General features: G+C 52.2%; 22 protein-coding genes. 15 read left to right on the forward strand and 7 right to left on the reverse strand.

The features are described from left to right. The first annotated feature begins 183 nt into the window (after positions 1–183). The 4 genes from tyrB to A7Z29_RS15995 all read left to right on the forward strand — a co-directional run bounded on the left by tyrB (position 184) and on the right by A7Z29_RS15995 (position 3,313). Positions 184–1,377: an aromatic amino acid transaminase gene (gene tyrB, locus A7Z29_RS15980; RefSeq protein ID WP_000486927.1), complete on the forward strand. Its 1,194-nt coding sequence runs from the start codon at positions 184–186 to the stop codon at positions 1,375–1,377. A gap of 335 nt (positions 1,378–1,712) precedes the next feature. Continuing rightward, positions 1,713–2,426: an acid phosphatase AphA gene (gene aphA / locus A7Z29_RS15985; RefSeq protein WP_105290457.1), complete on the forward strand. Its 714-nt coding sequence runs from the start codon at positions 1,713–1,715 to the stop codon at positions 2,424–2,426. Positions 2,427–2,536: 110 nt separating this feature from the next. Beyond that, entirely contained in the window at positions 2,537–2,953 is a 417-nt protein-coding gene (locus A7Z29_RS15990) for a secondary thiamine-phosphate synthase enzyme YjbQ (protein ID WP_000270381.1), read from the forward strand. Between the two features lie 3 nt (positions 2,954–2,956). Then, the gene (locus A7Z29_RS15995) at positions 2,957–3,313 is read left to right on the forward strand and encodes an MmcQ/YjbR family DNA-binding protein (RefSeq protein ID WP_000155671.1); all 357 of its coding nucleotides are present in this window, start codon (positions 2,957–2,959) and stop codon (positions 3,311–3,313) included. A 241-nt stretch (positions 3,314–3,554) separates the two neighbouring features. On the opposite strand, the gene uvrA is transcribed toward A7Z29_RS15995, so the two are convergent. Then, the gene (uvrA, locus tag A7Z29_RS16000; protein ID WP_000357756.1) at positions 3,555–6,377 is read right to left on the reverse strand and encodes an excinuclease ABC subunit UvrA; all 2,823 of its coding nucleotides are present in this window, start codon (positions 6,375–6,377) and stop codon (positions 3,555–3,557) included. A gap of 250 nt (positions 6,378–6,627) precedes the next feature. On the opposite strand from uvrA, the gene ssb1 reads away from it, so the two are divergent. Beyond that, positions 6,628–7,164: a single-stranded DNA-binding protein SSB1 gene (ssb1, locus tag A7Z29_RS16005; RefSeq protein WP_105290458.1), complete on the forward strand. Its 537-nt coding sequence runs from the start codon at positions 6,628–6,630 to the stop codon at positions 7,162–7,164. A 98-nt stretch (positions 7,165–7,262) separates the two neighbouring features. Here the strand turns inward: ssb1 and A7Z29_RS16010 are convergent, their stop codons facing one another. Beyond that, a complete protein-coding gene (locus A7Z29_RS16010; RefSeq protein ID WP_000224317.1) occupies positions 7,263–7,544 on the reverse strand; it encodes a YjcB family protein in 282 nt (93 codons plus the stop codon). 446 nt (positions 7,545–7,990) lie between these two features. Between A7Z29_RS16010 and A7Z29_RS16020 the strand changes: the two genes are divergently transcribed. Then, positions 7,991–9,577, forward strand: a complete 1,587-nt coding sequence (locus A7Z29_RS16020) for an EAL domain-containing protein (RefSeq protein ID WP_105290459.1) — start codon at positions 7,991–7,993, stop codon at positions 9,575–9,577. A 2-nt stretch (positions 9,578–9,579) separates the two neighbouring features. On the opposite strand, the gene soxS is transcribed toward A7Z29_RS16020, so the two are convergent. Next, a complete protein-coding gene (soxS, locus tag A7Z29_RS16025; RefSeq protein ID WP_000019357.1) occupies positions 9,580–9,903 on the reverse strand; it encodes a superoxide response transcriptional regulator SoxS in 324 nt (107 codons plus the stop codon). A gap of 85 nt (positions 9,904–9,988) precedes the next feature. On the opposite strand from soxS, the gene soxR reads away from it, so the two are divergent. From soxR to A7Z29_RS16050, 3 genes are all read left to right on the forward strand, one after another. After that, on the forward strand, positions 9,989–10,453 hold the full coding sequence (gene soxR, locus A7Z29_RS16030) for a redox-sensitive transcriptional activator SoxR (protein ID WP_000412428.1): 465 nt from the start codon (positions 9,989–9,991) through the stop codon (positions 10,451–10,453). Positions 10,454–11,000: 547 nt separating this feature from the next. Then, on the forward strand, positions 11,001–12,350 hold the full coding sequence (ghxP, locus tag A7Z29_RS16045; protein WP_000106864.1) for a guanine/hypoxanthine transporter GhxP: 1,350 nt from the start codon (positions 11,001–11,003) through the stop codon (positions 12,348–12,350). Between the two features lie 150 nt (positions 12,351–12,500). Next, entirely contained in the window at positions 12,501–14,150 is a 1,650-nt protein-coding gene (locus A7Z29_RS16050) for a Na+/H+ antiporter (protein WP_000402198.1), read from the forward strand. A 35-nt stretch (positions 14,151–14,185) separates the two neighbouring features. On the opposite strand, the gene A7Z29_RS16055 is transcribed toward A7Z29_RS16050, so the two are convergent. Next, positions 14,186–15,070, reverse strand: a complete 885-nt coding sequence (locus A7Z29_RS16055; RefSeq protein ID WP_000354952.1) for a LysR family transcriptional regulator — start codon at positions 15,068–15,070, stop codon at positions 14,186–14,188. Positions 15,071–15,173: 103 nt separating this feature from the next. Here A7Z29_RS16055 and A7Z29_RS16060 point away from each other — a divergent pair, with 103 nt between their 5' ends. Beyond that, complete coding sequence (locus tag A7Z29_RS16060) at positions 15,174–15,584, forward strand: CidA/LrgA family protein (protein ID WP_000109436.1); 411 nt, start codon at positions 15,174–15,176, stop codon at positions 15,582–15,584. After that, positions 15,577–16,266 (forward strand): LrgB family protein, encoded by a 690-nt coding sequence (locus A7Z29_RS16065; RefSeq protein ID WP_000181102.1) that lies wholly within the window; start codon positions 15,577–15,579, stop codon positions 16,264–16,266. The genes A7Z29_RS16060 and A7Z29_RS16065 overlap by 8 nt, the downstream gene beginning before the upstream one ends. Before the next feature lie 38 nt (positions 16,267–16,304). Here A7Z29_RS16065 and actP read toward each other — a convergent pair whose 3' ends face one another. The 3 genes from actP to acs all read right to left on the reverse strand — a co-directional run bounded on the left by actP (position 16,305) and on the right by acs (position 20,490). Continuing rightward, positions 16,305–17,954 (reverse strand): cation/acetate symporter ActP, encoded by a 1,650-nt coding sequence (actP, locus tag A7Z29_RS16070; protein ID WP_000832546.1) that lies wholly within the window; start codon positions 17,952–17,954, stop codon positions 16,305–16,307. Continuing rightward, positions 17,951–18,265 (reverse strand): DUF485 domain-containing protein, encoded by a 315-nt coding sequence (locus A7Z29_RS16075; RefSeq protein ID WP_001296646.1) that lies wholly within the window; start codon positions 18,263–18,265, stop codon positions 17,951–17,953. Before A7Z29_RS16075 ends, actP begins: the two co-directional genes overlap by 4 nt. 266 nt (positions 18,266–18,531) lie before the next feature. Then, entirely contained in the window at positions 18,532–20,490 is a 1,959-nt protein-coding gene (gene acs, locus A7Z29_RS16080) for an acetate--CoA ligase (protein WP_105290460.1), read from the reverse strand. A gap of 393 nt (positions 20,491–20,883) precedes the next feature. Here acs and nrfA point away from each other — a divergent pair, with 393 nt between their 5' ends. Genes nrfA through nrfD form a run of 4 tightly spaced genes read left to right on the forward strand, consistent with a single transcriptional unit; the run spans position 20,884 to position 24,553 of the window. After that, the gene (gene nrfA / locus A7Z29_RS16095; RefSeq protein WP_105290461.1) at positions 20,884–22,320 is read left to right on the forward strand and encodes an ammonia-forming nitrite reductase cytochrome c552 subunit; all 1,437 of its coding nucleotides are present in this window, start codon (positions 20,884–20,886) and stop codon (positions 22,318–22,320) included. A gap of 45 nt (positions 22,321–22,365) precedes the next feature. After that, on the forward strand, positions 22,366–22,932 hold the full coding sequence (nrfB, locus tag A7Z29_RS16100) for a cytochrome c nitrite reductase pentaheme subunit (RefSeq protein ID WP_010344836.1): 567 nt from the start codon (positions 22,366–22,368) through the stop codon (positions 22,930–22,932). Next, positions 22,929–23,600: a cytochrome c nitrite reductase Fe-S protein gene (gene nrfC, locus A7Z29_RS16105; RefSeq protein WP_105280904.1), complete on the forward strand. Its 672-nt coding sequence runs from the start codon at positions 22,929–22,931 to the stop codon at positions 23,598–23,600. The genes nrfB and nrfC overlap by 4 nt, the downstream gene beginning before the upstream one ends. Continuing rightward, complete coding sequence (nrfD, locus tag A7Z29_RS16110) at positions 23,597–24,553, forward strand: cytochrome c nitrite reductase subunit NrfD (protein ID WP_105290462.1); 957 nt, start codon at positions 23,597–23,599, stop codon at positions 24,551–24,553. Before nrfC ends, nrfD begins: the two co-directional genes overlap by 4 nt. Positions 24,554–24,563 lie beyond the last annotated feature (10 nt).

A 24,563-nucleotide genomic window follows, 5' to 3' on the forward strand; every position in this document is an offset into this window, starting at 1 on the left:
CAAATTTATGTAAATTCAATAAATTGATACACTCTTGTCGTTCGTACCTCTGAAGGTTTTGCGTTTTTTATCAGCTTCGCTGCGTTATTAATTGCTGCTCATTGCTAAACATCCTCTCGATCTTCCCCATCTTCCGGTTTATTGTGTTTTAACCACCTGCCCGTAAACCTGGAGAACCATCGCGTGTTTCAAAAAGTTGACGCCTACGCTGGCGACCCGATTCTTTCGCTTATGGAGCGTTTTAAAGAAGACCCTCGCAGCGACAAAGTGAATTTGAGTATCGGTCTGTACTACAACGAAGACGGGATTATTCCACAATTAAAAGCCGTCGAAGAAGCGGAAGCGCGCCTGAATGCGCAGCCTCATGGCGCTTCACTTTATCTACCGATGGAAGGGCTTAACAGCTATCGCCATGCTATTGCGCCACTGCTGTTTGGCGCTAATCATCCGGTGTTACAACAACAGCGCGTGGCGACTATTCAAACGCTTGGCGGTTCAGGGGCATTGAAAGTGGGGGCTGACTTCCTGAAACGCTACTTCCCGGAATCAGGTGTGTGGGTCAGCGATCCCACCTGGGAAAATCACGTAGCAATATTTGCCGGGGCTGGATTCGAAGTGAGCACTTACCCCTGGTATGATGAAGTGACCAACGGTGTGCGTTTTGACGATCTGTTGGCGACGCTAAAAACATTGCCTGCCCGCAGTATTGTGCTGCTGCATCCGTGCTGTCATAACCCAACGGGCGCCGATCTCACCAACGACCAATGGGACGCAGTCATTGAAATTCTCAAAGCACGCGAGCTTATCCCATTTCTCGATATCGCTTATCAAGGATTTGGTGCCGGTATGGAAGAGGATGCCTACGCCATTCGCGCCATTGCCAGCGCCGGATTACCTGCTCTGGTAAGCAATTCATTCTCGAAAATTTTCTCCCTGTACGGCGAACGTGTCGGCGGTCTTTCGGTGGTGTGTGAAGATGCCGAAGCCGCAGGCCGTGTGCTGGGGCAACTGAAAGCTACTGTGCGCCGTATTTACTCCAGCCCGCCGAATTTTGGTGCACAGGTAGTGGCAACGGTGCTGAATGATGAGGCGTTGAAAGCCAGTTGGTTGGCAGAAGTAGAAGAAATGCGAACCCGTATTCTGGCAATGCGTCAGCAACTGGTGCGGGTGTTGAGCACTGAGATGCCGGAGCGCAATTTTGATTACCTGCTTAAGCAACGCGGCATGTTCAGCTATACCGGTTTAAGCGCCGCTCAGGTCGATCGCCTGCGCGAGGAATTTGGCGTTTACCTGATCGCCAGCGGTCGTATGTGTGTTGCCGGGCTTAACTCTGCGAACGTGCAGCGCGTTGCAAAGGCGTTTGCTGCAGTGATGTAAGGTTAACCAGCAGGCGGTTGAAAAGCCGCCTGCTCTACTATAAATAAGGGGGGCTATGTATTATCCAGGTAAATAGTACGAAGGAGATGAAGACTTATTTCTTATAAACGTGAATAAAATAGGCGTTTCATTTCCGAACATTTTTATACTATGGAAATATATTAAGTTATTAAATAGTTACAAACACGGACTGGTCTCATGTGATCCTTCTCCCTTTCTTCACAAAAGCCGCAGATAATCCTTCCTTTCCCTCGCTGCTGGCGTTATGGTCAGATGGCTTTTCCAACACACTTCATAATAAAAAGTTTCAACTTACTGACTATTTAGGGAAAAATATGCGCAAGATCACACAGGCATTGAGTGCCGTTTGCTTATTGTTCGCTCTAAACAGTTCTGCTGTTGCGTTAGCCTCTTCACCTTCACCGCTTAATCCCGGCACTAACGTTGCCAGACTCGCTGAACAGGCACCTGTCCATTGGGTATCGGTCGCACAAATTGAAAATAGCCTTGCCGGGCGCCCACCGATGGCGGTTGGGTTTGATATCGATGATACCGTTTTGTTTTCCAGCCCCGGATTCTGGCGCGGCAAGAAAATATTCTCGCCAGAAAGCGAAGATTATCTAAAAAACCCAGCATTCTGGGAAAAGATGAACAATGGTTGGGATGAATTCAGCATTCCAAAAGAGGTCGCACGTCAGCTAATTGATATACATGTCCGCCGTGGCGATACCATCTTTTTTGTGACTGGCCGTAGCCCAACGAAAACAGAAACGGTTTCGAAAACACTAGCCGATGATTTCCACATCCCGGCAACCAGTATGAATCCGGTAATTTTTGCGGGTGATAAACCAGGACAAAACACGAAAACGCAGTGGTTGCAGGATAAAAATATCCGAATGTTTTATGGTGATTCCGATAATGATATGACTGCCGCGCGTGATGTCGGCATTCGTGGTATCCGTATTCTGCGTGCCTCCAACTCTACCTACAAACCCTTGCCACAAGCGGGTGCTTTTGGCGAAGAGGTGATCGTTAATTCAGAATACTGATAGTGCGGGAGAGTGTGTCACTCTCCCGAATGCTGTTTTTTTAATCACACCTTTATCCTTTCGCTGTCTTGCTGCAAACTGATTAAGAGAGTTTTATCAAGGAGCAGCACATGTGGTATCAAAAGACGCTCACGCTTAGCGCCAAATCTCGCGGGTTTCATCTGGTAACGGATGAAATTCTGAATCAACTGGCAGATATGCCGCGTGTTAATGTCGGTTTACTGCACCTGTTGCTGCAACACACTTCCGCCTCTCTGACACTTAATGAGAATTGCGACCCCACGGTACGCCAGGACATGGAGCGTTTTTTCCTCCGCACTGTTCCCGATAACGGAAACTATGAGCATGATTATGAAGGGGCAGATGATATGCCTTCTCATATCAAATCCTCAATGCTGGGAGTATCGCTTGTTTTGCCAGTGCATAAAGGACGTATTCAGACCGGCACCTGGCAGGGTATCTGGCTGGGGGAACATCGTGTCCACGGCGGATCGCGTCGCATCATCGCGACACTACAAGGGGAGTAAAAAATGACCATATCGGAGTTGCTACAATATTGCATGGCAAAACCTGGCGCTGAACAGAGCGTTCACAGCGACTGGAAAGCGACGCAAATCAAAGTGGAAGATGTGCTGTTTGCGATGGTGAAAGAAGTGGAAAATCGCCCGGCGGTTTCGCTGAAAACCAGCCCGGAACTGGCGGATCTTCTGCGTCAGCAGCACAGCGATGTACGTCCCAGCCGACATCTGAATAAAGCGCACTGGAGTACCGTATATCTCGACGGATCGTTGCCGGATTCGCAAATCTATTATCTGGTCGATGCGTCGTATCAGCAGGCGGTGAATTTGCTGCCGGAAGAAAAACGCAAATTGCTGGTACAACTCTGAAAGGAAAAGACCGTTCAGAAAGCGGCCTGATATTGCTGAAAAACTGGCTTAAAAGTCAAAAGCGGCACGGTTTTCCCCCTCTCCCTTTTAGGGAGAGGGCCGGGGTGAGGGTAAATAATCACGCCAGTGCTGGTCTGTTCCCCTCACCCTAACCCTCTCCCCGGAGGGGCGAGGGGACTGTCCGAGCACATTTTTAGACTTTGTCATCAGTCTGAGGCCGCTCAGAAAGCGGCCTTTGTGATTACAGCATTGGTTTGAGGAAGCGCGCTGTATGCGAAGCTTCGCACTCCGCGACGGTTTCTGGCGTACCGGAGACGAGGATCTCGCCGCCGCCGCTGCCGCCTTCCGGGCCAAGATCGACAATCCAGTCGGCGGTTTTAATCACGTCCAGATTGTGCTCAATCACCACAATGGTGTTGCCCTGATCGCGCAGTTTATGCAGTACGTCGAGCAGTTGCTGAATATCGGCAAAGTGCAGACCGGTGGTCGGCTCATCGAGAATATACAGCGTCTGCCCGGTGCCGCGTTTTGATAGCTCACGCGCCAGCTTCACGCGCTGGGCTTCACCACCGGAAAGCGTGGTGGCGGACTGCCCGAGGCGGATGTACGTCAGGCCAACGTCCATCAACGTTTGCAGCTTACGCGCCAGCGCCGGTACGGCATCAAAGAACTCTCGCGCCTCTTCGATGGTCATATCCAGCACTTCGTGGATGGTTTTGCCTTTGTACTTTATCTCCAGCGTTTCGCGGTTATAGCGTTTACCTTTGCACTGGTCGCACGGTACGTAAATATCCGGCAGGAAGTGCATTTCAACTTTGATCACGCCATCGCCCTGACAGGCTTCGCAGCGTCCGCCACGGACGTTAAAGCTGAACCGTCCTGGCGTATAACCGCGCGCGCGGGATTCCGGTACGCCCGCAAACAATTCGCGCACAGGCGTAAACACGCCGGTATAGGTTGCCGGGTTGGAACGCGGAGTACGACCAATTGGGCTTTGGTCGATATCGATGACTTTATCGAAATGCTCCAGCCCCTGAATATCACGGTAGGGTGCCGGTTCGGCGATAGTCGCGCCGTTCAACTGGCGTTGGGCAATCGGGAACAGGGTATCGTTAATCAGCGTGGATTTACCGGAACCTGAAACCCCTGTAATGCAGGTAAACAGGCCTACTGGCAACGTTAGCGTCACATCTTTCAGGTTGTTGCCGCGTGCGCCTGTCAGTTTCAGCACTTTTTCCGGATTCGCAGGGACGCGTTTCTTCGGCACTTCAATCTTGCGTTTACCGCTCATGTACTGCCCGGTCAACGACTCTGGCACTGCCATAATCGCTTCCAGCGGCCCTTCCGCAACCACTTCGCCACCGTGAACACCCGCGCCTGGACCGATGTCGATAACGTGGTCAGCCGCGCGAATCGCGTCTTCATCGTGTTCCACCACAATCACGGTATTACCAAGATCGCGCAGATGGATAAGCGTACCCAGCAAACGTTCGTTATCGCGCTGGTGCAGGCCGATAGACGGCTCATCCAGCACATACATAACGCCAACCAGCCCTGCGCCAATCTGGCTCGCCAGACGGATACGCTGGGCTTCGCCGCCGGAAAGTGTCTCTGCCGAGCGGGAAAGTGTCAGGTAATTCAGCCCAACGTTAACGAGGAATTTCAGGCGGTCACCAATCTCTTTGAGGATTTTTTCCGCAATCTTCGCGCGTTGTCCAGCGAGTTTGAGATTATTGAAAAACTCCATCGCATGACCGATGCTCATGTCAGAGATTGCAGGCAGCGGCGTATTTTCGACATAAACATGGCGCGCTTCACGGCGCAAACGCGTCCCTTCACAACTGGCGCACGGACGATTGCTGATAAACTTAGCTAACTCTTCACGTACCGCGCTGGATTCCGTCTCTTTATAACGGCGCTCCATATTGTGCAGCACGCCTTCGAACGGATGGCGGCGGATGGAGGTATCGCCGCGATCGTTCATGTATTTAAATTCAATATTTTCTTTGCCAGAACCGTACAGCACCACTTTATGCACGTTTGCGCTCAGACTGCCCCACGGCGCTTCGACGTCAAATTTATAGTGATCTGCCAGTGATTTCAGCATCTGGAAATAATAGAAGTTGCGGCGATCCCAGCCACGGATCGCCCCGCCAGCCAGCGACAGTTCCGGGTTCTGGATCACGCGATCGGGATCGAAATATTGCTGTACGCCGAGGCCGTCACAGGTCGGGCAGGCGCCCGCCGGGTTGTTAAACGAGAACAGGCGTGGTTCCAGTTCGCGCATACTGTAGCCGCAAATCGGGCAGGCGAAGTTCGCGGAGAACAGCAGTTCTTCCGCTTTGGGATCGTCCATATCCGCAACAACCGCCGTACCGCCGGAAAGCTCCAGTGCGGTTTCAAACGATTCCGCCAGACGCTGGGTAAGATCGTCACGCACCTTGAAGCGATCGATAACCACTTCAATGGTGTGTTTCTTTTGCAGTTCCAGTTTCGGCGGATCGGAAAGATCGCAGACTTCGCCATCAATACGCGCGCGGATATAACCCTGACTCGCCAGATTCTCCAGCGTTTTAGTGTGTTCGCCTTTGCGCTCTTTGATGATTGGCGCGAGTAGCATCAGACGTTTGCCTTCCGGCTGCGAAAGCACGTTATCCACCATCTGGCTGACAGTTTGCGCCGCCAGCGGAACGTCGTGGTCCGGGCAGCGCGGCTCGCCGACGCGAGCGTACAGCAGACGCAAATAGTCGTGGATTTCAGTGATGGTCCCCACTGTGGAACGCGGGTTATGAGACGTCGATTTCTGTTCAATTGAGATGGCGGGAGAAAGCCCCTCAATATGATCGACATCCGGTTTTTCCATCAGTGACAGAAACTGCCGCGCGTAGGCGGAAAGGGATTCAACGTAACGACGCTGCCCTTCGGCATATAAGGTGTCGAAAGCGAGCGAGGATTTGCCAGAACCCGAAAGCCCGGTGACGACAATCAGTTTGTCGCGGGGGATAACGAGGTTGATATTCTTGAGATTATGGGTGCGGGCGCCCCGAACTTCGATCTTATCCATTCACCTTTCCCGGATTAAACACTTTTTTGCCCGGCGGCATGGCGCTACCGGCGATCACAAACGGTTAATTATGACACAAATCGACCTGAATGAATATACAGTATTGGAATGCAAAACCCGGAGTGCTGTGTAACAATGTCGGGCCATGTTTGTTTACCGGAACCGAGGTCACATCGTGGTAAAACCGCTATTGGTAATGCTACAATCGCGCGTTTACACTTATTAGAACGTTTTTTTCAGGAGACACGACATGGCCAGCAGAGGCGTAAATAAGGTTATTCTCGTTGGTAATCTGGGCCAGGACCCGGAAGTACGCTATATGCCGAATGGTGGCGCAGTTGCCAACATTACGCTGGCTACTTCCGAATCCTGGCGTGATAAAGCGACCGGCGAGATGAAAGAGCAGACTGAATGGCACCGTGTTGTGCTGTTCGGCAAACTGGCGGAAGTTGCCAGCGAATATCTGCGTAAAGGTTCTCAGGTTTATATCGAAGGTCAGCTGCGTACCCGCAAATGGACTGACCAATCCGGCCAGGATCGCTACACCACAGAAGTCGTGGTGAACGTTGGCGGCACCATGCAGATGCTGGGTGGTCGCCAGGGCGGCGGCGCACCGGCAGGCGGTAACGTCGGTGGCAGTCAGCCGCAGGGCGGTTGGGGGCAGCCTCAGCAGCCGCAGGGTGGCAATCAGTTCAGCGGCGGTGCGCAGTCTCGCCCGCAGCAGTCCGCTCCGGCAGCGCCGTCTAACGAGCCGCCGATGGATTTCGATGACGACATTCCGTTCTGATTTGTCATTAAAACAATAGGTTATATTGTTTTAAGGTGGATGATTAAAGCATCCGCCAGTCATAAAAAAGAAGCCTCCGTTATGGAGGCTTCTACATATCAGGTCAAAATCATCGGCCACTGTGGTGGAGTTTGACCCATCCCTTCCACCATCACCGACTCAATGTTGTGCCAGATGGCAGTAATATCGGTCATTGTGATGCCAAGCAACCCCATTGCGAACCAACAGGCGGAAACCACGCCCAGACCGCTACTAATCACTGCCAGCCCGACATAATCAGAGCGCCGGAAACGGATGTTGAGCGTGCTGGCCAGAAACATCAATATGGCGCTAAGAAGCTGCCAGCGAAGGAGAACCACGCCAGTGGTGAGGGTAGCCATCAAACATTTCCTCTGAAAATTACCAAGCCCTGGATAGCACGGCATTACTCACGGGGGCGTGATACACTCTGGCTATCGCGGGACTTTCAGAACATAAAATGAAACACTTAGTTTGTTTCATAAATTTTTGTGAACTATATCACAATTGCTCGTTTGTTAGCCAGATTATGCTGCTACTTTTATTGCTGCACTAATTATGTGGTTTTTCAGTGAAATCGAGACAATGCACAATAAAGAAATATTGTAACTTCCTGCCTGACCTGCATTTTTTCAACAATGCCCTTTTGATATCAGCGAGTTATTTTTATTTAAACAAAGATTATGAAGGTATCAATTTCAAATCAGGCAAAAGTGCTATTTATACCGTAAGATTTATCTAACGTCGTCGGTAGCCAGGGTTTTAACCTTGCAATTACCAGGTATAACCAGGCAGGGAATTGATAGAAATGAGTCATAGTGTGCGACACAAATTGCTGGCGTTGCCGGGTATTATCTTTGTAGTCCTCCTTCCCATCATTCTGTCGCTATGGATCGCCTTTCTTTGGGCTAAAGCGGAAGCGAATAATCAACTTCGTGCTTTTGCCCAGTTAGCACTGGAGAAATCCGAGCTGGTCATTCGCCAGGCAGATTTAGCAAGCGACGATGCGGAACGCTATCAGGGACAAATTTGTACTCCCACTCATCAACAACAAATGTTGAATATTATCCGTGGTTATCTTTATATCAACGAATTGATCTATGCCCACGATAACCTTTTTTTATGCTCAACATTAATGGCTCCCGTTAACGGCTATACGATGCCGCCAGCGAACTATAAGCGTGAACCTAATGTCTCAATCTATTATTATCGCGACACTCCTTTTTTTGCCGGTTATAAAATGACCTATATGCAGCGAGGAAACTATGTCGCGGTAATTAACCCTTTATTCTGGAGCGAGGTGATGTCTGACGATCCAACGCTGCAATGGGGGGTATATGATACGGTGACGAAAACCTTTTTCTCTTTAAGTAAACAAGCCTCAGCAGAAAAATTCTCACCATTGATTCATCAAAGGGAAATAACCGTACAGCAGAACGGTTATTTATATGCGATAGTCCATTCAACAAAACGTCCCATTGCTGCTATCGTTGCAACCTCCAATCAGCGTATTTTGTCACACTTTTATAATCACCTTGTATTTGCCTTACCGGCGGGCATTATGGGCAGCCTGGTGCTGCTTTTACTCTGGCTGCGTATAAACCAGAAGTACCAGTCACCTAAGCGTAAATTGCAACGTGCCCTCGAAAAACGGCAGCTTTGTCTCTATTACCAACCGATTATTGATATTAAAACGAATAAATGTATTGGTGCTGAGGCATTGCTACGCTGGCCGGGGAATCAGGGACAGGTAATGACGCCAGCAGAGTTTATTCCGCTGGCGGAACAAGAGGGTCTAATTGCGCAGGTGACAGATTATGTCATTAACATGGTGTTTGACGATCTCGGTTCCTGGCTGGAAAAACACCCTGAATTATCTACTTCAATTAATTTGTCTGCCTCCGATTTTCATACTTCAAGGGTCATTGCCTTAACCAATCAAAAAATAGAACAATTCACCGTGCGTCCGCAGCAAATTAAATTTGAAGTCACTGAACATGCATTTTTAGATGTCGCCAAAATGACGCCGATTATTCTGGCTTTCCGTCAGGCTGGTTACGAAGTGGCGATCGATGACTTTGGTATTGGCTACTCCAACCTGCATAACCTTAACTCATTGAATATTGATATCCTGAAAATCGATAAATCGTTTGTTGAGACGTTGACCACGCATAAAACCAGCCATTTGATTGCGGAACACATCATCGAACTGGCACATAGTTTGGGTCTAAAAACGATTGCAGAAGGGGTGGAAACGGAGGATCAGGTCAACTGGCTGCGCAAACGCGGCGTGCGCTATTGTCAGGGCTGGTACTTTGCAAAGGCGATGCCGCCGCAGGTTTTTATGGCATGGGCAGAGCAATTACCCGCGCATGACGCCATGCGCGGGCAGTAACCCTAGATCCGGTGGCGGTAATCGCTGGGAGTGCGATCAAATTGCCGACGGAAAACGCGGGAAAAGGTCTGCTGTGAAACGTAACCCAGATCCATCGCGATATCAAAAATAGGGCGCTCGGTGGTGCGCAGTTCAACGGCAGCCAGTAGCAGTCGGCGTTGACGAATGTAATCGCCAAGCGTCTGATGCGTCACAGTGCGGAACATTCGCTGTAAATACCACTTTGAATAACCTGATTTTTTCGCCACCACATCAATGTTCAGCGGCTGGTCGATATGCTCGTCAATCCATGCGATAAGATCCTGAATAATTTTCTGATGGGACATAAATCTGCCTCTTTTCAGTGTTCAGTTCGTTAATTCATCTGTTGGGGAGTATAATTCCTCAAGTTAACTTGAGGTAAAGCGATTTATGGAAAAGAAATTACCCCGCATTAAAGCCTTGCTTACTCCAGGCGAAGTGGCGAAACGTAGCGGCGTGGCGGTATCGGCGCTGCACTTCTATGAAAGCAAAGGATTGATTACCAGTATCCGCAATAGCGGTAATCAGCGGCGATATAAGCGTGATGTGTTGCGATACGTCGCAATTATCAAAATTGCTCAACGCATTGGCATTCCGCTGGCGACCATTGGTGAAGCGTTTGGTGTGTTGCCCGAAGGGCATACGTTAAGTGCGAAAGAGTGGAAACAGCTATCTTCGCAATGGCGAGAAGAACTGGATCGACGCATTCATACCTTAGTCGCGCTGCGTGATGAACTGGACGGTTGTATTGGCTGCGGCTGCCTTTCGCGTAGCGACTGCCCGTTGCGTAACCCGGGCGACCGCTTAGGGGAAGAAGGCACCGGCGCACGCTTGCTGGAAGATGAACAAAACTAAAGCGCCACAAGGGCGCTTTAGTTTGTTTTCCGGTCTTTGTCTTTCACTCTATCCCGCTGGTACACGGGAGGGTTTCCCCCGACGTCAACACACCTCATTCGAGCACGTGGTGGAGGTTCCGGTTAGTGTTGATACTTTAATTGTATGTCACCGCTGTTTCTTCGCCAGTGCAAAGTGATCCTTTTTAACCGCAATATTTTTGCCATCTTGCGTGATTTTTTACCGTAAACCTTCGCCACAAGTTGCCTACAAATGCCGTAATTTTGCGCATCCACGATAACGTTTGCGCATCAATTGCCTGGTTTTTCATCGTCAACACAAGAAAAGGGAAAAAAGCAGCAAACTTCGGTTGAAAAAGCCGCTATGATCGCCGGATAATCGTTTGCTTTTTTTTACCACCCGTTTTGTATGCGCGGAGCTAAACGTTTGCTTTTTTGCGACGCCCCAGATTGTCGCAAACCTGAAGCAGGAAGAATAACGTTTCGCTGGCAGGGGATTGTCCGCCACGCATCTTGACGAAAAATAAACTCTCAGGGGATGTTTTCTTATGTCTACGCCATCAGCGCGTACCGGCGGTTCACTCGACGCCTGGTTTAAAATTTCACAACGTGGAAGCACCGTCCGTCAGGAAGTGGTTGCCGGGTTAACAACGTTTCTGGCGATGGTCTACTCGGTTATCGTCGTTCCAGGTATGTTGGGTAAAGCGGGCTTCCCGCCAGCGGCAGTTTTTGTTGCAACTTGTCTGGTTGCCGGGATTGGTTCTATCGCGATGGGGTTATGGGCCAATCTGCCGTTGGCTATCGGCTGCGCCATCTCTCTGACGGCGTTTACCGCATTCAGCCTGGTGCTGGGGCAACATATTAGCGTACCTGTCGCGCTGGGTGCCGTGTTCCTGATGGGTGTTCTGTTTACGGTAATTTCTGCCACGGGTATCCGTAGCTGGATTTTGCGCAACTTACCGCACGGCGTGGCACACGGCACGGGGATTGGTATCGGCCTGTTCTTGCTGCTGATTGCCGCTAATGGTGTCGGTCTGGTGATTAAAAACCCGCTCGACGGTCTGCCCGTTGCGCTGGGTGATTTCGCGACCTTCCCGGTGATTATGTCACTGGTAGGTCTGGCGGTGATCATCGGCCTGGAAAAACTGAAAGTCCCTGGTGGCATTCTGCTGACCATTATCGGTATCTCAATTGTCGGTTTGATCTTCGATCCTAACGTCCATTTCTCCGGCGTTTTCGCCATGCCTTCATTGAGCGATGAAAACGGCAATTCACTGATTGGCAGCCTGGATATTATGGGGGCGCTGAACCCTGTGGTTCTGCCGAGCGTACTGGCGCTGGTGATGACTGCTGTTTTCGATGCTACCGGAACCATCCGTGCGGTAGCCGGTCAGGCGAACCTGCTGGATAAAGACGGGCAGATTATCGACGGCGGTAAAGCACTGACCACCGACTCCCTGAGCAGCGTTTTCTCTGGCCTGGTCGGTGCGGCTCCGGCTGCGGTATACATTGAGTCTGCGGCGGGTACAGCAGCGGGCGGTAAAACCGGTCTGACGGCAATCACGGTTGGCGTGCTGTTCCTGCTGATTCTGTTCCTCTCTCCGCTCTCTTACCTCGTTCCGGGTTACGCAACAGCTCCGGCGCTGATGTACGTTGGCCTGTTGATGTTGAGCAACGTGGCGAAAATCGACTTTGCTGATTTCGTCGATGCAATGGCGGGTCTGGTAACAGCAGTATTCATCGTGCTGACCTGTAACATCGTAACTGGCATCATGATCGGCTTCGCGACCCTGGTGATTGGTCGTCTGGTTTCTGGCGAATGGCGTAAGCTGAACATCGGTACGGTCGTTATCGCCGTGGCGCTGGTCACCTTCTATGCTGGAGGCTGGGCAATCTAAGCTTTAATAAGATTCTGAAAACGGGTGGCAATGGCTGCCCGTTTTTATTTTCTCCGTACATTGTGTGAGCTTTTGCGATATTCTGAAAAACTGAGAGTCCGGGCATAACGCCTTTCTCAAATCATAAAAAACATTGCAAACAGGGAACGCATGGAAATCTTCTTCACCATACTGATAATGACCCTCGTGGTCTCGCTGTCCGGGGTGGTCACTCGTGTCATGCCCTTTCAGATCCCGCTTCCGCTTATGCAAATCGCCATCGGTGCGCTACTGGCGTGGCCGACGTTTGGTTTGCATGTGGAGTTTGATCCTGAACTCTTTTTAGTCTTGTTTATCCCGCCGTTGCTGTTTGCTGATGGCTGGAAAACACCAACCCGCGAATTTCTCGAACATGGTCGGGAAATATTCGGCCTCGCGCTGGCGCTGGTGGTGGTCACTGTGGTCGGCATTGGCTTCCTTATTTACTGGGTGGTGCCGGGTATCCCGCTGATACCCGCCTTTGCGCTGGCGGCGGTGCTCTCTCCGACCGATGCCGTGGCGCTCTCCGGGATTGTTGGCGAAGGGCGCATCCCGAAAAAAATCATGGGTATTTTGCAGGGCGAAGCGTTGATGAATGACGCCTCCGGCCTGGTGTCGCTGAAGTTTGCCGTGGCAGTTGCGATGGGGACGATGATCTTCACCGTTGGCGGCGCGACGGTTGAATTTATGAAAGTGGCCATTGGCGGTATTCTCGCCGGTTTTGCGGTGAGCTGGCTGTATGGTCGCTCGTTGCGTTTCCTCAGCCGCTGGGGCGGTGATGAACCCGCGACGCAGATCGTATTGCTGTTCCTGCTGCCGTTTGCCTCTTATCTGATTGCCGAACATATTGGTGTTTCCGGCATCCTCGCAGCAGTTGCCGCCGGGATGACCATCACCCGTTCCGGCGTGATGCGCCGTGCGCCGCTGGCGATGCGACTGCGCGCGAACAGCACCTGGGCGATGCTGGAATTTGTCTTTAACGGCATGGTGTTCTTGCTGCTGGGTCTGCAACTACCGGGTATTCTGGAAACGTCGCTGGTTGCGGCGGAAATTGACCCTAACGTCGAAATCTGGATGTTGTTTACTGACATCATCTTGATTTATGCGGCGCTAATGCTGGTGCGTTTTGGCTGGCTGTGGACGATGAAAAAGTTCAGCAACCGGTTCCTGAAGAAGAAGCCGATGGAGTTTGGTTCGTGGACGACACGAGAAATCCTTATCGCTTCTTTCGCCGGGGTGCGCGGGGCAATTACTCTTGCTGGTGTGCTCTCTATTCCTCTGCTGTTGCCGGATGGAAATGTCTTCCCGGCGCGTTATGAGCTGGTGTTCCTGGCGGCTGGTGTCATTCTCTTTTCGCTGTTTGTCGGCGTAGTGATGCTGCCTGTTCTGCTACAACACATTGAAGTTGCAGACCATTCACAACAGTTGAAAGAGGAGCGAATCGCGCGCGCGGCAACCGCTGAAGTGGCAATTGTGGCGATCCAGAAAATGGAGGAGCGTCTGGCGGCGGATACCGAAGAGAATATCGACAACCAGTTGCTCACTGAAGTCAGCTCTCGCGTCATTGGTAATCTGCGCCGTCGCGCCGATGGACGTAATGACGTTGAAAGTTCGGTTCAGGAAGAGAACCTGGAGCGTCGCTTCCGTCTGGCGGCGCTGCGTTCTGAACGCGCTGAACTCTACCACCTGCGCGCCACGCGGGAGATCAGCAACGAAACGCTGCAAAAATTACTGCACGATCTCGATTTGCTGGAAGCGTTGTTGATTGAGGAAAATCAATAATCTGCAGGGTTGGCGGGCTTGCCCGCCAACCCGTCTTACTCTGGCGTTAACCAGTATCCTTCACAACAGGTCAGCCACGCCTGGGCACAGTGGGAAAGGTAAACGCCCTCACGCCAAATCATTCCTAATTTCCAGCGTAGTTCGCTTTCCAGCGGCAGCCATTTTAAGGTGTTTTTATCTAATCGCTGGCAAATGGGTTCCGGCAAAATGGCTATTCCGACACCGGACTGAACCATCGCGGCGAGAAAATCCCATTGTCCGCTGCGAACCGCAATCCTCGGCTTAACGCCATGTTCATCGAATAACGCCATCAATTGCTTACTTAAGGCAAAATCTTCGTTATAGATAAGAAGAGGATGTTCCGCCAGTGTCTCTGGTGAGACGGCATCACGCTCAAGCCATTTACCTGAACGCGGCACCAGAACACAAAGCGGATGACTAAACAGCGATAACGTTGTCAGGCCACTTTCTTCTACTGGCAGGGCGGTCAGTGCCATATCCAGTTCGCCGTTCATTACCGCTTGTTGTACCGTCAGACCACCAAACTCCGAAATCTTCAGTTCCACTCCGGGGTAACGCTGGCGGAACAAGCCAATCGGCCCGGCCATTAACATCCCAACCATCGGCGGGATCCCCAACCGCAAAACGCCGGTTTTAAGCTGATTGATATCGCTAAGCTCAGCTTCCAGTTGCCGAAACTCAGCCAATATAGCCAGCCCGCGCTCAAATACGACGCGACCAGTATCAGTGAGAAGCAGCCGACGACCATCGCGGATCAACAATATACAGTTCAGCTCATCTTCGAGATTCTTCAGCATCTTGCTGATGGTGGGCTGGGTCACAAACAACTTCTCCGCTGCGCGGGTGAAGCTTTGCTGGCGCACGACTTCGACAAAATAACGCAGCGTTCTGATATCCATAACTATTCCCTTTGACTATACCTGCAATGATTTTAATTCATTTCAGTAGCGGCATGAGGCTCTCTATACTTAACGTTCTGTTTTATTTTCAGGATATCCCCTCATGTCCGTGGCGCTTCGCCGCATTACCCCTGCCGTTGTGCAATCTCTTCAGGTATTTGTGCAGGTTGTGCTGTATGCAGGTTTATTTATTTTTGCGCAATATCTCGTCTCCTGGCTGCATTTGCCGCTGCCTGCCAACCTGGTGGGGATGATCCTGATGCTGGCGCTGATTGTTTGCCGCATTATTCCTCTGCAATGGGTACGTGCCGGGGCGCGCTGGTTACTGGCTGAAATGCTGCTGTTTTTTGTTCCTGCCGTGGTGGCGGTGGTGAACTATGCACAACTATTGCTGGTGGATGGTTGGCGTATTTTTGCGGTGATTGCGTTGAGTACGGTGATGGTTCTGGGCACGACCGCGTGGGTAGTGGAAAAAGTCTATCGCTATGAAATGCGCAGGTTAAACCGTGACTAATTTTCAGTTAAGTGTGCTTTGTCTGGCGATAACCCTGGTTATCTACTTTCTCAATAAACGTCTTTATCGCCGCTTTCGTAAACTGCCGTTGATGCCTCTGGTGCTGACGCCTGCACTACTGGTTATGCTGCTGGTTTTCGGCAATATTTCCTGGCAAAACTATATTGGCGAAGCGCACTGGCTACTATGGCTATTAGGCCCGGCAACCATCGCCTTTGCGGTGCCGGTGTATGACAATCGGGCGATCATTAAACGTCACTGGATGTCGCTGACGGCGGGCGTACTGACGGCAACGGTGGTGGCAGTGACCAGCTCGGTGTGGCTGGCACGATTATTTACCCTGTCGGATGAGATCCAGCGTAGCCTGGCGGTGCGTTCGGTCACTACACCATTTGCTCTGGCAGCGAGCCAGTCGCTCGGCGGACAGCCTGATCTGGTGGCGTTGTTTGTGGTGGTCACCGGCGTGTTTGGCATGGCGATTGGCGACGTGCTGTTTTTACGTCTCTCGATTCGCGAAGGGATGGCGAAAGGTGCCGGATTTGGCGCGGCGTCTCATGGTGCCGGAACCGCGCGATCGTATGAATTGGGTCAACAAGAGGGCGTGGTTGCCAGTCTGGTCATGATGCTTTCTGGCGTATTAATGGTACTGGTTTCGCCGCTGGTGGCCTGGATGATGTTCTGAAGAAATTCCCCGGTCGCCTGACCGGGGAAGGGTAGAGATTAATGTGCGCGGCCTTGCTCAACGCCAAAGCCTGTCTGGGAACGGATAAACTGCGCACGGAACAGTTCACGCTCACGCGCCCCTTCCGCTGAATTATCGGTTGCCGAGAAGAACCAGATGCCGAGGAATGCCACGGTGATCGAGAACAGCGCCGGGTATTCATACGGGAAGATGGCTTTTTCGTGACCAAGGATCTGTACCCAAATAGTCGGGCCGAGGATCATCAGCACTACAGCGGTAATCAGCCCCAGCCAACCCCCCAGCATCGCACCACGCGTGGTCAGTTTCGACCAGTACATAGAAAGCAGAATGATTGGGAAGTTACAGCTCGCCGCGATGGCAAACGCCAGACCCACCATGAAGGCGATGTTCTGATTTTCAAACAGGACACCGAGGATAATGGCAATCACGCCCAAAATCAGGACGGTGATTTTCGATACCCGCAGCTCTTCACGTTCGGTCGCGCCTTTTTTGAAGACGTTGGCGTAAAGGTCATGCGAAACCGCCGATGCACCTGCCAGCGTCAGACCGGCAACCACCGCGAGGATGGTGGCGAAAGCAACCGCTGAAATAAAGCCGAGGAACAGGTTACCGCCTACCGCATTGGCCAGGTGAACCGCCGCCATGTTGTTACCGCCAATCAGCGCCCCTGCCGCGTCTTTATAGGCCGGATTCGCACCGACCAGCATGATCGCGCCAAAACCGATAATAAAGGTCAGGATATAGAAGTAGCCCATAAATCCGGTGGCGTAGAACACGCTCTTACGCGCTTCACGGGCATCGCTGACCGTAAAGAAGCGCATCAGAATATGCGGTAAGCCAGCCGTACCAAACATCAGCCCCAGCCCCAGCGACAGCGCAGATATTGGATCTTTCACCAGCCCGCCCGGCTTCATGATGTCGACACCTTTCGGGTGCACCGCCATCGCTTCGCTGAACAGATTGTTGAAGCTAAAGCCAACATGTTTCATCACCATAAAGGCCATAAAGCTGGCACCGAACAGCAACAGTACGGCTTTGATAATCTGTACCCAGGTGGTCGCCAGCATTCCGCCGAACAGGACGTACATCATCATCAGTACGCCGACCAGAACCACCGCAATGTGATAGTTAAGGCCAAACAACAGTTCGATCAGTTTACCTGCGCCTACCATCTGGGCGATAAGGTAAAGCGCCACGACCACCAGAGAACCACAGGCCGAAAGAATACGAATCGGCCCTTGTTTCAGACGGTACGAGGCCACATCCGCAAAGGTATAGCGACCGAGGTTACGCAGACGTTCGGCAATCAGGAACAGAATAATTGGCCAGCCCACCAGGAAGCCCAGCGAGTAAATTAAGCCGTCATAGCCGGAGGTAAACACCAGCGCGGAGATGCCCAAAAATGAGGCGGCAGACATATAGTCACCCGCAATCGCCAGCCCGTTCTGGAAACCGGTGATATTGCCGCCTGCGGTGTAGTAGTCATTACGAGAACGTACACGTTTTGACGCCCAGTAGGTAATACCGAGCGTAAACACGACGAAAATCAGGAACATAATAATCGCCTGCCAGTTCGTCGGCTGGCGCTCTACGGCCCCGCTAATAGCATCCGCCGCGTTAGCTGCGAAAGGGAGTGTGGCGGCAAGCGCCGTCAGAACTCTTTTCATGATGCTTGTACCTCATGCAGGACTTCATTATTAAGACGGTCAAATTCGCCGTTCGCCCGCCAGATGTAGATACCAGTGAGAACAAAGGAGATCACAATCACTCCAACACCGACTGGAATCCCGCGTGTGACGCTGGTGTTCGGGTTCAGCGGAGTGCCCAGCCAGCCGGGCGCGAAGGCGATCAGTAAAATAAAGCCGATATAAACTGCCAGCATAATAATCGACAGGATGGTGGCAAACCGTTGCCGTTTTTCGACTAACTCCCTGAAATGCGCATTGTCTTCTATCCGCTGATAAATAGTGCCATTCATCACAGATTCTCCAGAGGTAATGTAGGGATTGTTTTAATTCCCGCTCCCTTATGGGAGAAGGTTATCGCTCAGGTAACCCATTGCCTGATGCGCCGCTGTCGCGTCTTATCCGACCTACAACCGTTGCCGAATGTAGGCCGGATAAGGCGTTTACGCCGCATCCGGCGCTTGTTGTCGGATGCGATGCTGGCGCATCTTATCCGACCTACAGCCGTTGCCGAATGTAGGCCGGATAAGGCGTTTACGCCGCATCCGGCAATTGAGGGTTACGATGGCATTGCGATAGCCTGCTTCTCTTCAAGCAGCTTCTCGACTACGCCAGGATCGGCAAGCGTCGAGGTATCGCCCAGGTTGCTGGTATCGCCCGCCGCAATTTTGCGCAGAATACGGCGCATAATTTTGCCGGAGCGGGTTTTAGGCAGGGAGTCGGTCCAGTGCAGCACGTCTGGCGTTGCCAGTGGGCCAATCTCTTTACGCACCCAGTTGCGGACTTCTGCGTACAGTTCTGGTGACGGTTCCTCCCCGTGATTAAGCGTGACGTAGGCGTAAATCGCCTGACCTTTAATATTGTGCGGAATACCGACGACAGCGGCTTCGGCAATCTTCGGATGCGCCACCAGCGCCGACTCAATCTCTGCCGTTCCCAGACGGTGACCGGAGACGTTCAACACGTCGTCCACGCGCCCGGTGATCCAGTAATAGCCATCTTCGTCACGACGCGCGCCATCGCCACTGAAATACATATTTTTGAAGGTGGAAAAGTAGGTCTGTTCAAAACGCTCGTGATCGCCAAACAGCGTGCGCGCCTGACCCGGCCAGGAGTCGGTGATCACCAGGCTGCCTTCGGTAGCGCCTTCCAGCGGGTTACCTTCGTTATCGACCAGCGCCGGTTGCACGCCGAAGAACGGACGTGTTGCCGAACCGGCTTTCAGCTCGGTAGCGCCAGGCAGTGGGGTAATCATGAAACCGCCGGTTTCGGTCTGCCACCAGGTATCGACCACCGGACATTTCTCGTTGCCGATCTTCTTCCAGTACCACTCCCACGCTTCCGGGTTAATTGGCTCGCCCACAGAACCAAGAATGCGTAGCGACGAACGATCGGTGCCTTCAATCGCTTTATCGCCTTCCGCCATCAGTGCGCGAATCGCCGTGGGTGCGGTATAGAGAATATTGACCTGATGCTTATCCACCACCTGTGCCATACGGGCAGGCGTCGGCCAGTTCGGTACGCCTTCAAACATCAGCGTGGTTGCCCCGCAGGCCAGCGGACCATACAGCAAGTAACTGTGTCCGGTAACCCAGCCCACATCGGCGGTGCACCAGTAGATATCGCCCGGATGATAATCAAAGACATATTTAAAGGTCAGCGCCGCGTACACCAGATAACCGCCGGTAGTGTGCAGCACGCCTTTCGGCTTACCGGTAGAACCGGAGGTGTAGAGAATAAACAACGGATCTTCGGCGTTTACTTCTTCCGGCTGGTGCTGATCGCTCGCTTGCTCAACCAGGTCGTGCCACCACAGGTCGCGCCCTTCCTGCCAGTCGATTTTCCCGCCAGTACGCTTCAGTACAACCACATGTTCAATGCTGGTGACGTTCGGATTTTTCAGCGCGTCATCGACGTTTTTCTTCAGCGGAATGCTACGTCCAGCGCGTACACCTTCGTCGGAAGTGATCACCAATCGTGAGTTGGAATCGATAATACGTCCGGCAACGGCTTCCGGCGAGAAGCCGCCGAAAATCACCGAATGCACCGCACCAATGCGGGCGCAGGCCAACATCGCGACTGCGGCTTCCGGCACCATCGGCATATAAATCGCCACCACATCACCTTTTTTAATGCCCAGCTCAAGCAGGGTATTGGCGAAGCGGCAGACGTCGCGGTGCAGCTCTTTATAGCTGATATGTTTGCTCTGGCTGGCGTCATCGCCTTCCCAGATGATAGCGGTGCGATCGCCGTTTTCTTGCAGATGGCGGTCGAGGCAGTTGGCCGCCAGATTTAGCGTGCCGTCCTCGTACCATTTAATGGACACATTACCCGGGGCAAAGGAGGTGTTTTTCACCTTCTGGTAGGGTTTGATCCAGTCGAGAATTTTTCCCTGTTCGCTCCAGAAGGTATCTGGTGCGTTAATAGATTGTTGATACATCGCCTCGTACTGCTGAGGGTTTATCAGGCAACGGTCTGCGATGTTGGCAGGAATGGTGTGTTTGTGAATTTGACTCATGCTTTTGTTCTCCTTGTAGGATGTTAATAATATGTGGCATAAGCGTTAAATGTAGGGGTATTGGCAGTTTTGTTTAGTATTTGGGCGACAGATCACGCAAAAGTAGAATTGTGCAAATAAACGGCAGGGTAATTTTTGAAGGACACCAACAAAAGTTGATTAATTCTTTGAGGAACATGCAGTTATGCATGCTGTTGAAAAAGAGGAAGATACCGACTAACTCTAAAGTGGTATTTTACATGCACTTACAATTGATTAAAGACAACATTCTGAGTGTGGTTATTTGTTACACATAGGGGCGAGCAATGTCATAACAGTGTATGTGCGGTTACTGTTATGAAAAAACAATAAAAACTGCCATTTCCTCAATGGCAAAATTTGGATGAAGCCCCTATGACAAGGATAAAAATAAACGCACGCCGTATCTTCAGCTTATTGATTCCTTTTTTCTTTTTCACTTCTGTTCACGCTGAACAAACGGCCGCTCCCGCGAAACCTGTAACTGTGGAAGCGAAGAATGAAACCTTTGCCCCGCAGCACCCCGATCAATATCTCTCCTGGAAAGCCACCTCGGAACAATCAGAGCGTGTTGACGCACTGGCGGAAGATCCACGTCTGGTGATCCTGTGGGCGGGGTATCCCTTCTCACGCGATTACAACAAGCCGCGTGGACATGCCTTTGCTGTGACCGATGTACGTGAAACTTTGCGTACCGGTGCGCCGAAAAACGCTGAAGATGGTCCGCTACCGATGGCATGCTGGAGTTGTAAAAGCCCGGATGTGGCGCGTCTGATCCAGAAAGACGGTGAAGATGGCTACTTCCACGGTAAATGGGCACGCGGCGGCCCTGAAATCGTCAACAATTTAGGTTGTGCCGATTGCCATAACACTGCCTCACCAGAGTTCGCCAAAGGCAAGCCGGAGTTAACCCTTTCCCGTCCGTATGCGGCTCGCGCGATGGACGCCATTGGTAAACCTTTTGAGAAAGCCGGACGCTTCGACCAGCAATCAATGGTTTGCGGTCAGTGCCATGTGGAGTATTACTTCGATGGCAAAAACAAAGCCGTTAAATTCCCGTGGGATAACGGCATGAAAGTCGAAAACATGGAGCAGTATTACGACAAAATTGCCTTCTCTGACTGGACTAACTCCCTGTCGAAAACGCCAATGCTGAAAGCGCAGCACCCGGAATATGAAACCTGGAGTGCGGGCATTCACGGCAAAAATAACGTGACCTGTATCGACTGCCATATGCCAAAAGTGCAGAACGCCGAAGGCAAACTCTACACCGACCATAAAATTGGTAATCCGTTTGATAACTTCGCCCAGACTTGTGCGAACTGCCATACCCAGGACAAAGCTGCCTTGCAAAAAGTGGTCGCGGAGCGTAAACAGTCGATTAACGACCTGAAAATCAAGGTCGAAGATCAACTGGTTCACGCCCACTTCGAAGCGAAAGCGGCGCTGGATGCTGGCGCGACGGAAGCCGAAATGAAGCCGATTCAGGACGATATCCGTCATGCTCAGTGGCGTTGGGATCTGGCGATCGCTTCCCACGGCATTCATATGCACGCGCCGGAAGAAGGTCTGCGGATGCTTGGCACGGCGATGGATAAAGCGGCGGATGCGCGTACCAAACTGGCGCGTTTGCTGGCGACCAAAGGCATCACCCATGAAATCCAGCTCCCGGATATCTCGACCAAAGAGAAAGCCCAGCAGGCCATTGGCCTGAACATGGAACAAATCAAGGCCGAGAAGCAGGACTTCATCAAAACGGTGATCCCACAGTGGGAAGAGCAGGCACGTAAAAATGGTCTGTTAAGCCAATAACCCCCGTTCCGCCTCGCAAGGGGCGGAAAACACAATGGAGTGAATATGAGCGTATTACGTTCGTTATTAACTGCCGGGGTGCTGGCGTCGGGCCTGTTGTGGAGCCTGAACGGAATTACCGCTACCCCTGCGGCGCAGGCATCTGGTGATCGCTACGAAGTTACCCAGCAGCGTAACCCGGATGCCGCCTGTCTGGACTGTCATAAGCCAGACACCGAAGGTATGCATGGCAAACATGCTTCCGTTATCAACCCGAATAATAAATTGCCGGTTACCTGCACCAACTGTCACGGCCAGCCGTCACCGCAACACCGCGAAGGGGTGAAAGATGTGATGCGCTTTAACGAGCCGATGTACAACGTTGGTGAGCAGAACAGTGTTTGTATGTCCTGCCATCTGCCGGAACAGTTGCAAAAAGCGTTCTGGCCGCACGATGTCCACGTGACTAAAGTGGCGTGCGCCAGCTGCCATTCCCTGCATCCACAGCAAGATACGATGCAGACGTTAAGTGACAAAGGACGGATTAAGATTTGCGTCGATTGCCACAGCGATCAGCGCACCAATCCGAACTTTAACCCGGCGTCTGTTCCGTTGCTTAAGGAGCAGCCATGACCTGGTCACGTCGCCAGTTTCTCACCGGCGTCGGCGTGCTGGCAGCCGTCAGCGGCACCGCAGGACGCGTGGTGGCGAAAACGTTGAATATCAATGGCGTGCGTTACGGCATGGTGCATGACGAGTCGTTATGCATCGGCTGTACCGCCTGTATGGATGCTTGTCGGGAAGTAAACAAGGTGCCGGAAGGTGTCTCGCGCCTGACGATTATTCGTAGCGAGCCACTGGGCGAATTTCCTGATGTGAAATATCGCTTCTTCCGTAAGTCTTGCCAGCACTGCGACCATGCGCCTTGCGTTGACGTCTGCCCGACCGGCGCGTCTTTTCGCGATGCCGCCAGCGGGATTGTCGATGTTAATCCGGATCTCTGCGTCGGTTGTCAGTACTGCATCGCCGCCTGTCCGTACCGCGTGCGCTTTATCCATCCGGTCACAAAGACGGCGGACAAATGTGATTTCTGCCGTAAGACCAATTTACAGGCCGGTAAGCTGCCCGCGTGCGTCGAGGCCTGTCCGACGAAGGCGCTGACGTTTGGCAATCTGGACGATCCCAACAGTGAGATTTCGCAACTGCTGCGCCAGAAGCCCACTTACCGCTACAAGCTGGCGCTGGGAACCAAACCGAAGCTGTACCGCGTACCGTTTAAATACGGGGAGGTGAGTCAATGACGCAGGCTTCCGCATTTCATTTTGAATCACTGGTGTGGGACTGGCCGATTGCCATCTATCTGTTTTTGGTGGGGATTTCTGCCGGGCTGGTGACGTTGGCGGTGTTGCTGCGTCGCTTCTACCCGCAGGCGGGCGGCGCAGACAGTACGTTGCTGCGTACCACGCTGATTGTCGGGCCTGGCGCGGTGATCCTCGGTCTGTTGATCCTCGTCTTCCACCTGACGAGACCGTGGACCTTCTGGAAGCTGATGTTCCACTACAGTTTTACCTCGGTGATGTCGATGGGGGTAATGCTGTTTCAGCTCTACATGGTGGTGCTGGTGCTGTGGCTGGCGAAAATCTTTGAACATGATTTGCTTGCCCTGCAACAACGCTGGTTGCCGAAGCTGGGGATCGTGCAAAAGGTTCTGAGCCTGCTGACGCCCGTTCATCGCGGACTGGAAACGCTGATGCTGGTGTTGGCGGTGCTGCTGGGGGCTTATACCGGCTTTCTGCTGTCGGCGCTGAAATCGTATCCGTTCCTCAATAACCCGATCCTGCCGGTGCTGTTCCTCTTCTCCGGCATCTCGTCCGGTGCGGCGGTGGCGCTGATCGCCATGGCGATACGCCAACGCAGTAACCCGCATTCCACGGAAGCGCAGTTTGTTCACCGTATGGAAATCCCTGTGGTATGGGGTGAAATCTTCCTGCTGGTGGCGTTTTTCGTCGGCCTGGCGCTGGGCGATGACGGTAAAGTGCGTGCACTGGTGGCGGCGTTGGGCGGTGGTTTCTGGACGTGGTGGTTCTGGCTTGGTGTCGCCGGGCTGGGGCTGATTGTGCCAATGTTGCTCAAACCGTGGGTGAATCGCAGTTCCGGCATTTCTGCCGTGCTGGCGGCGTGTGGAGCCAGCCTGGTCGGTGTGTTGATGCTGCGTTTTTTCATTCTCTACGCCGGACAGTTGACGGTGGCGTAAACCAGAAAAG

It is taken from the genome of Escherichia sp. MOD1-EC6842 (genome assembly GCF_002965705.1).
Lineage (GTDB): Bacteria > Pseudomonadota > Gammaproteobacteria > Enterobacterales > Enterobacteriaceae > Escherichia > Escherichia ruysiae.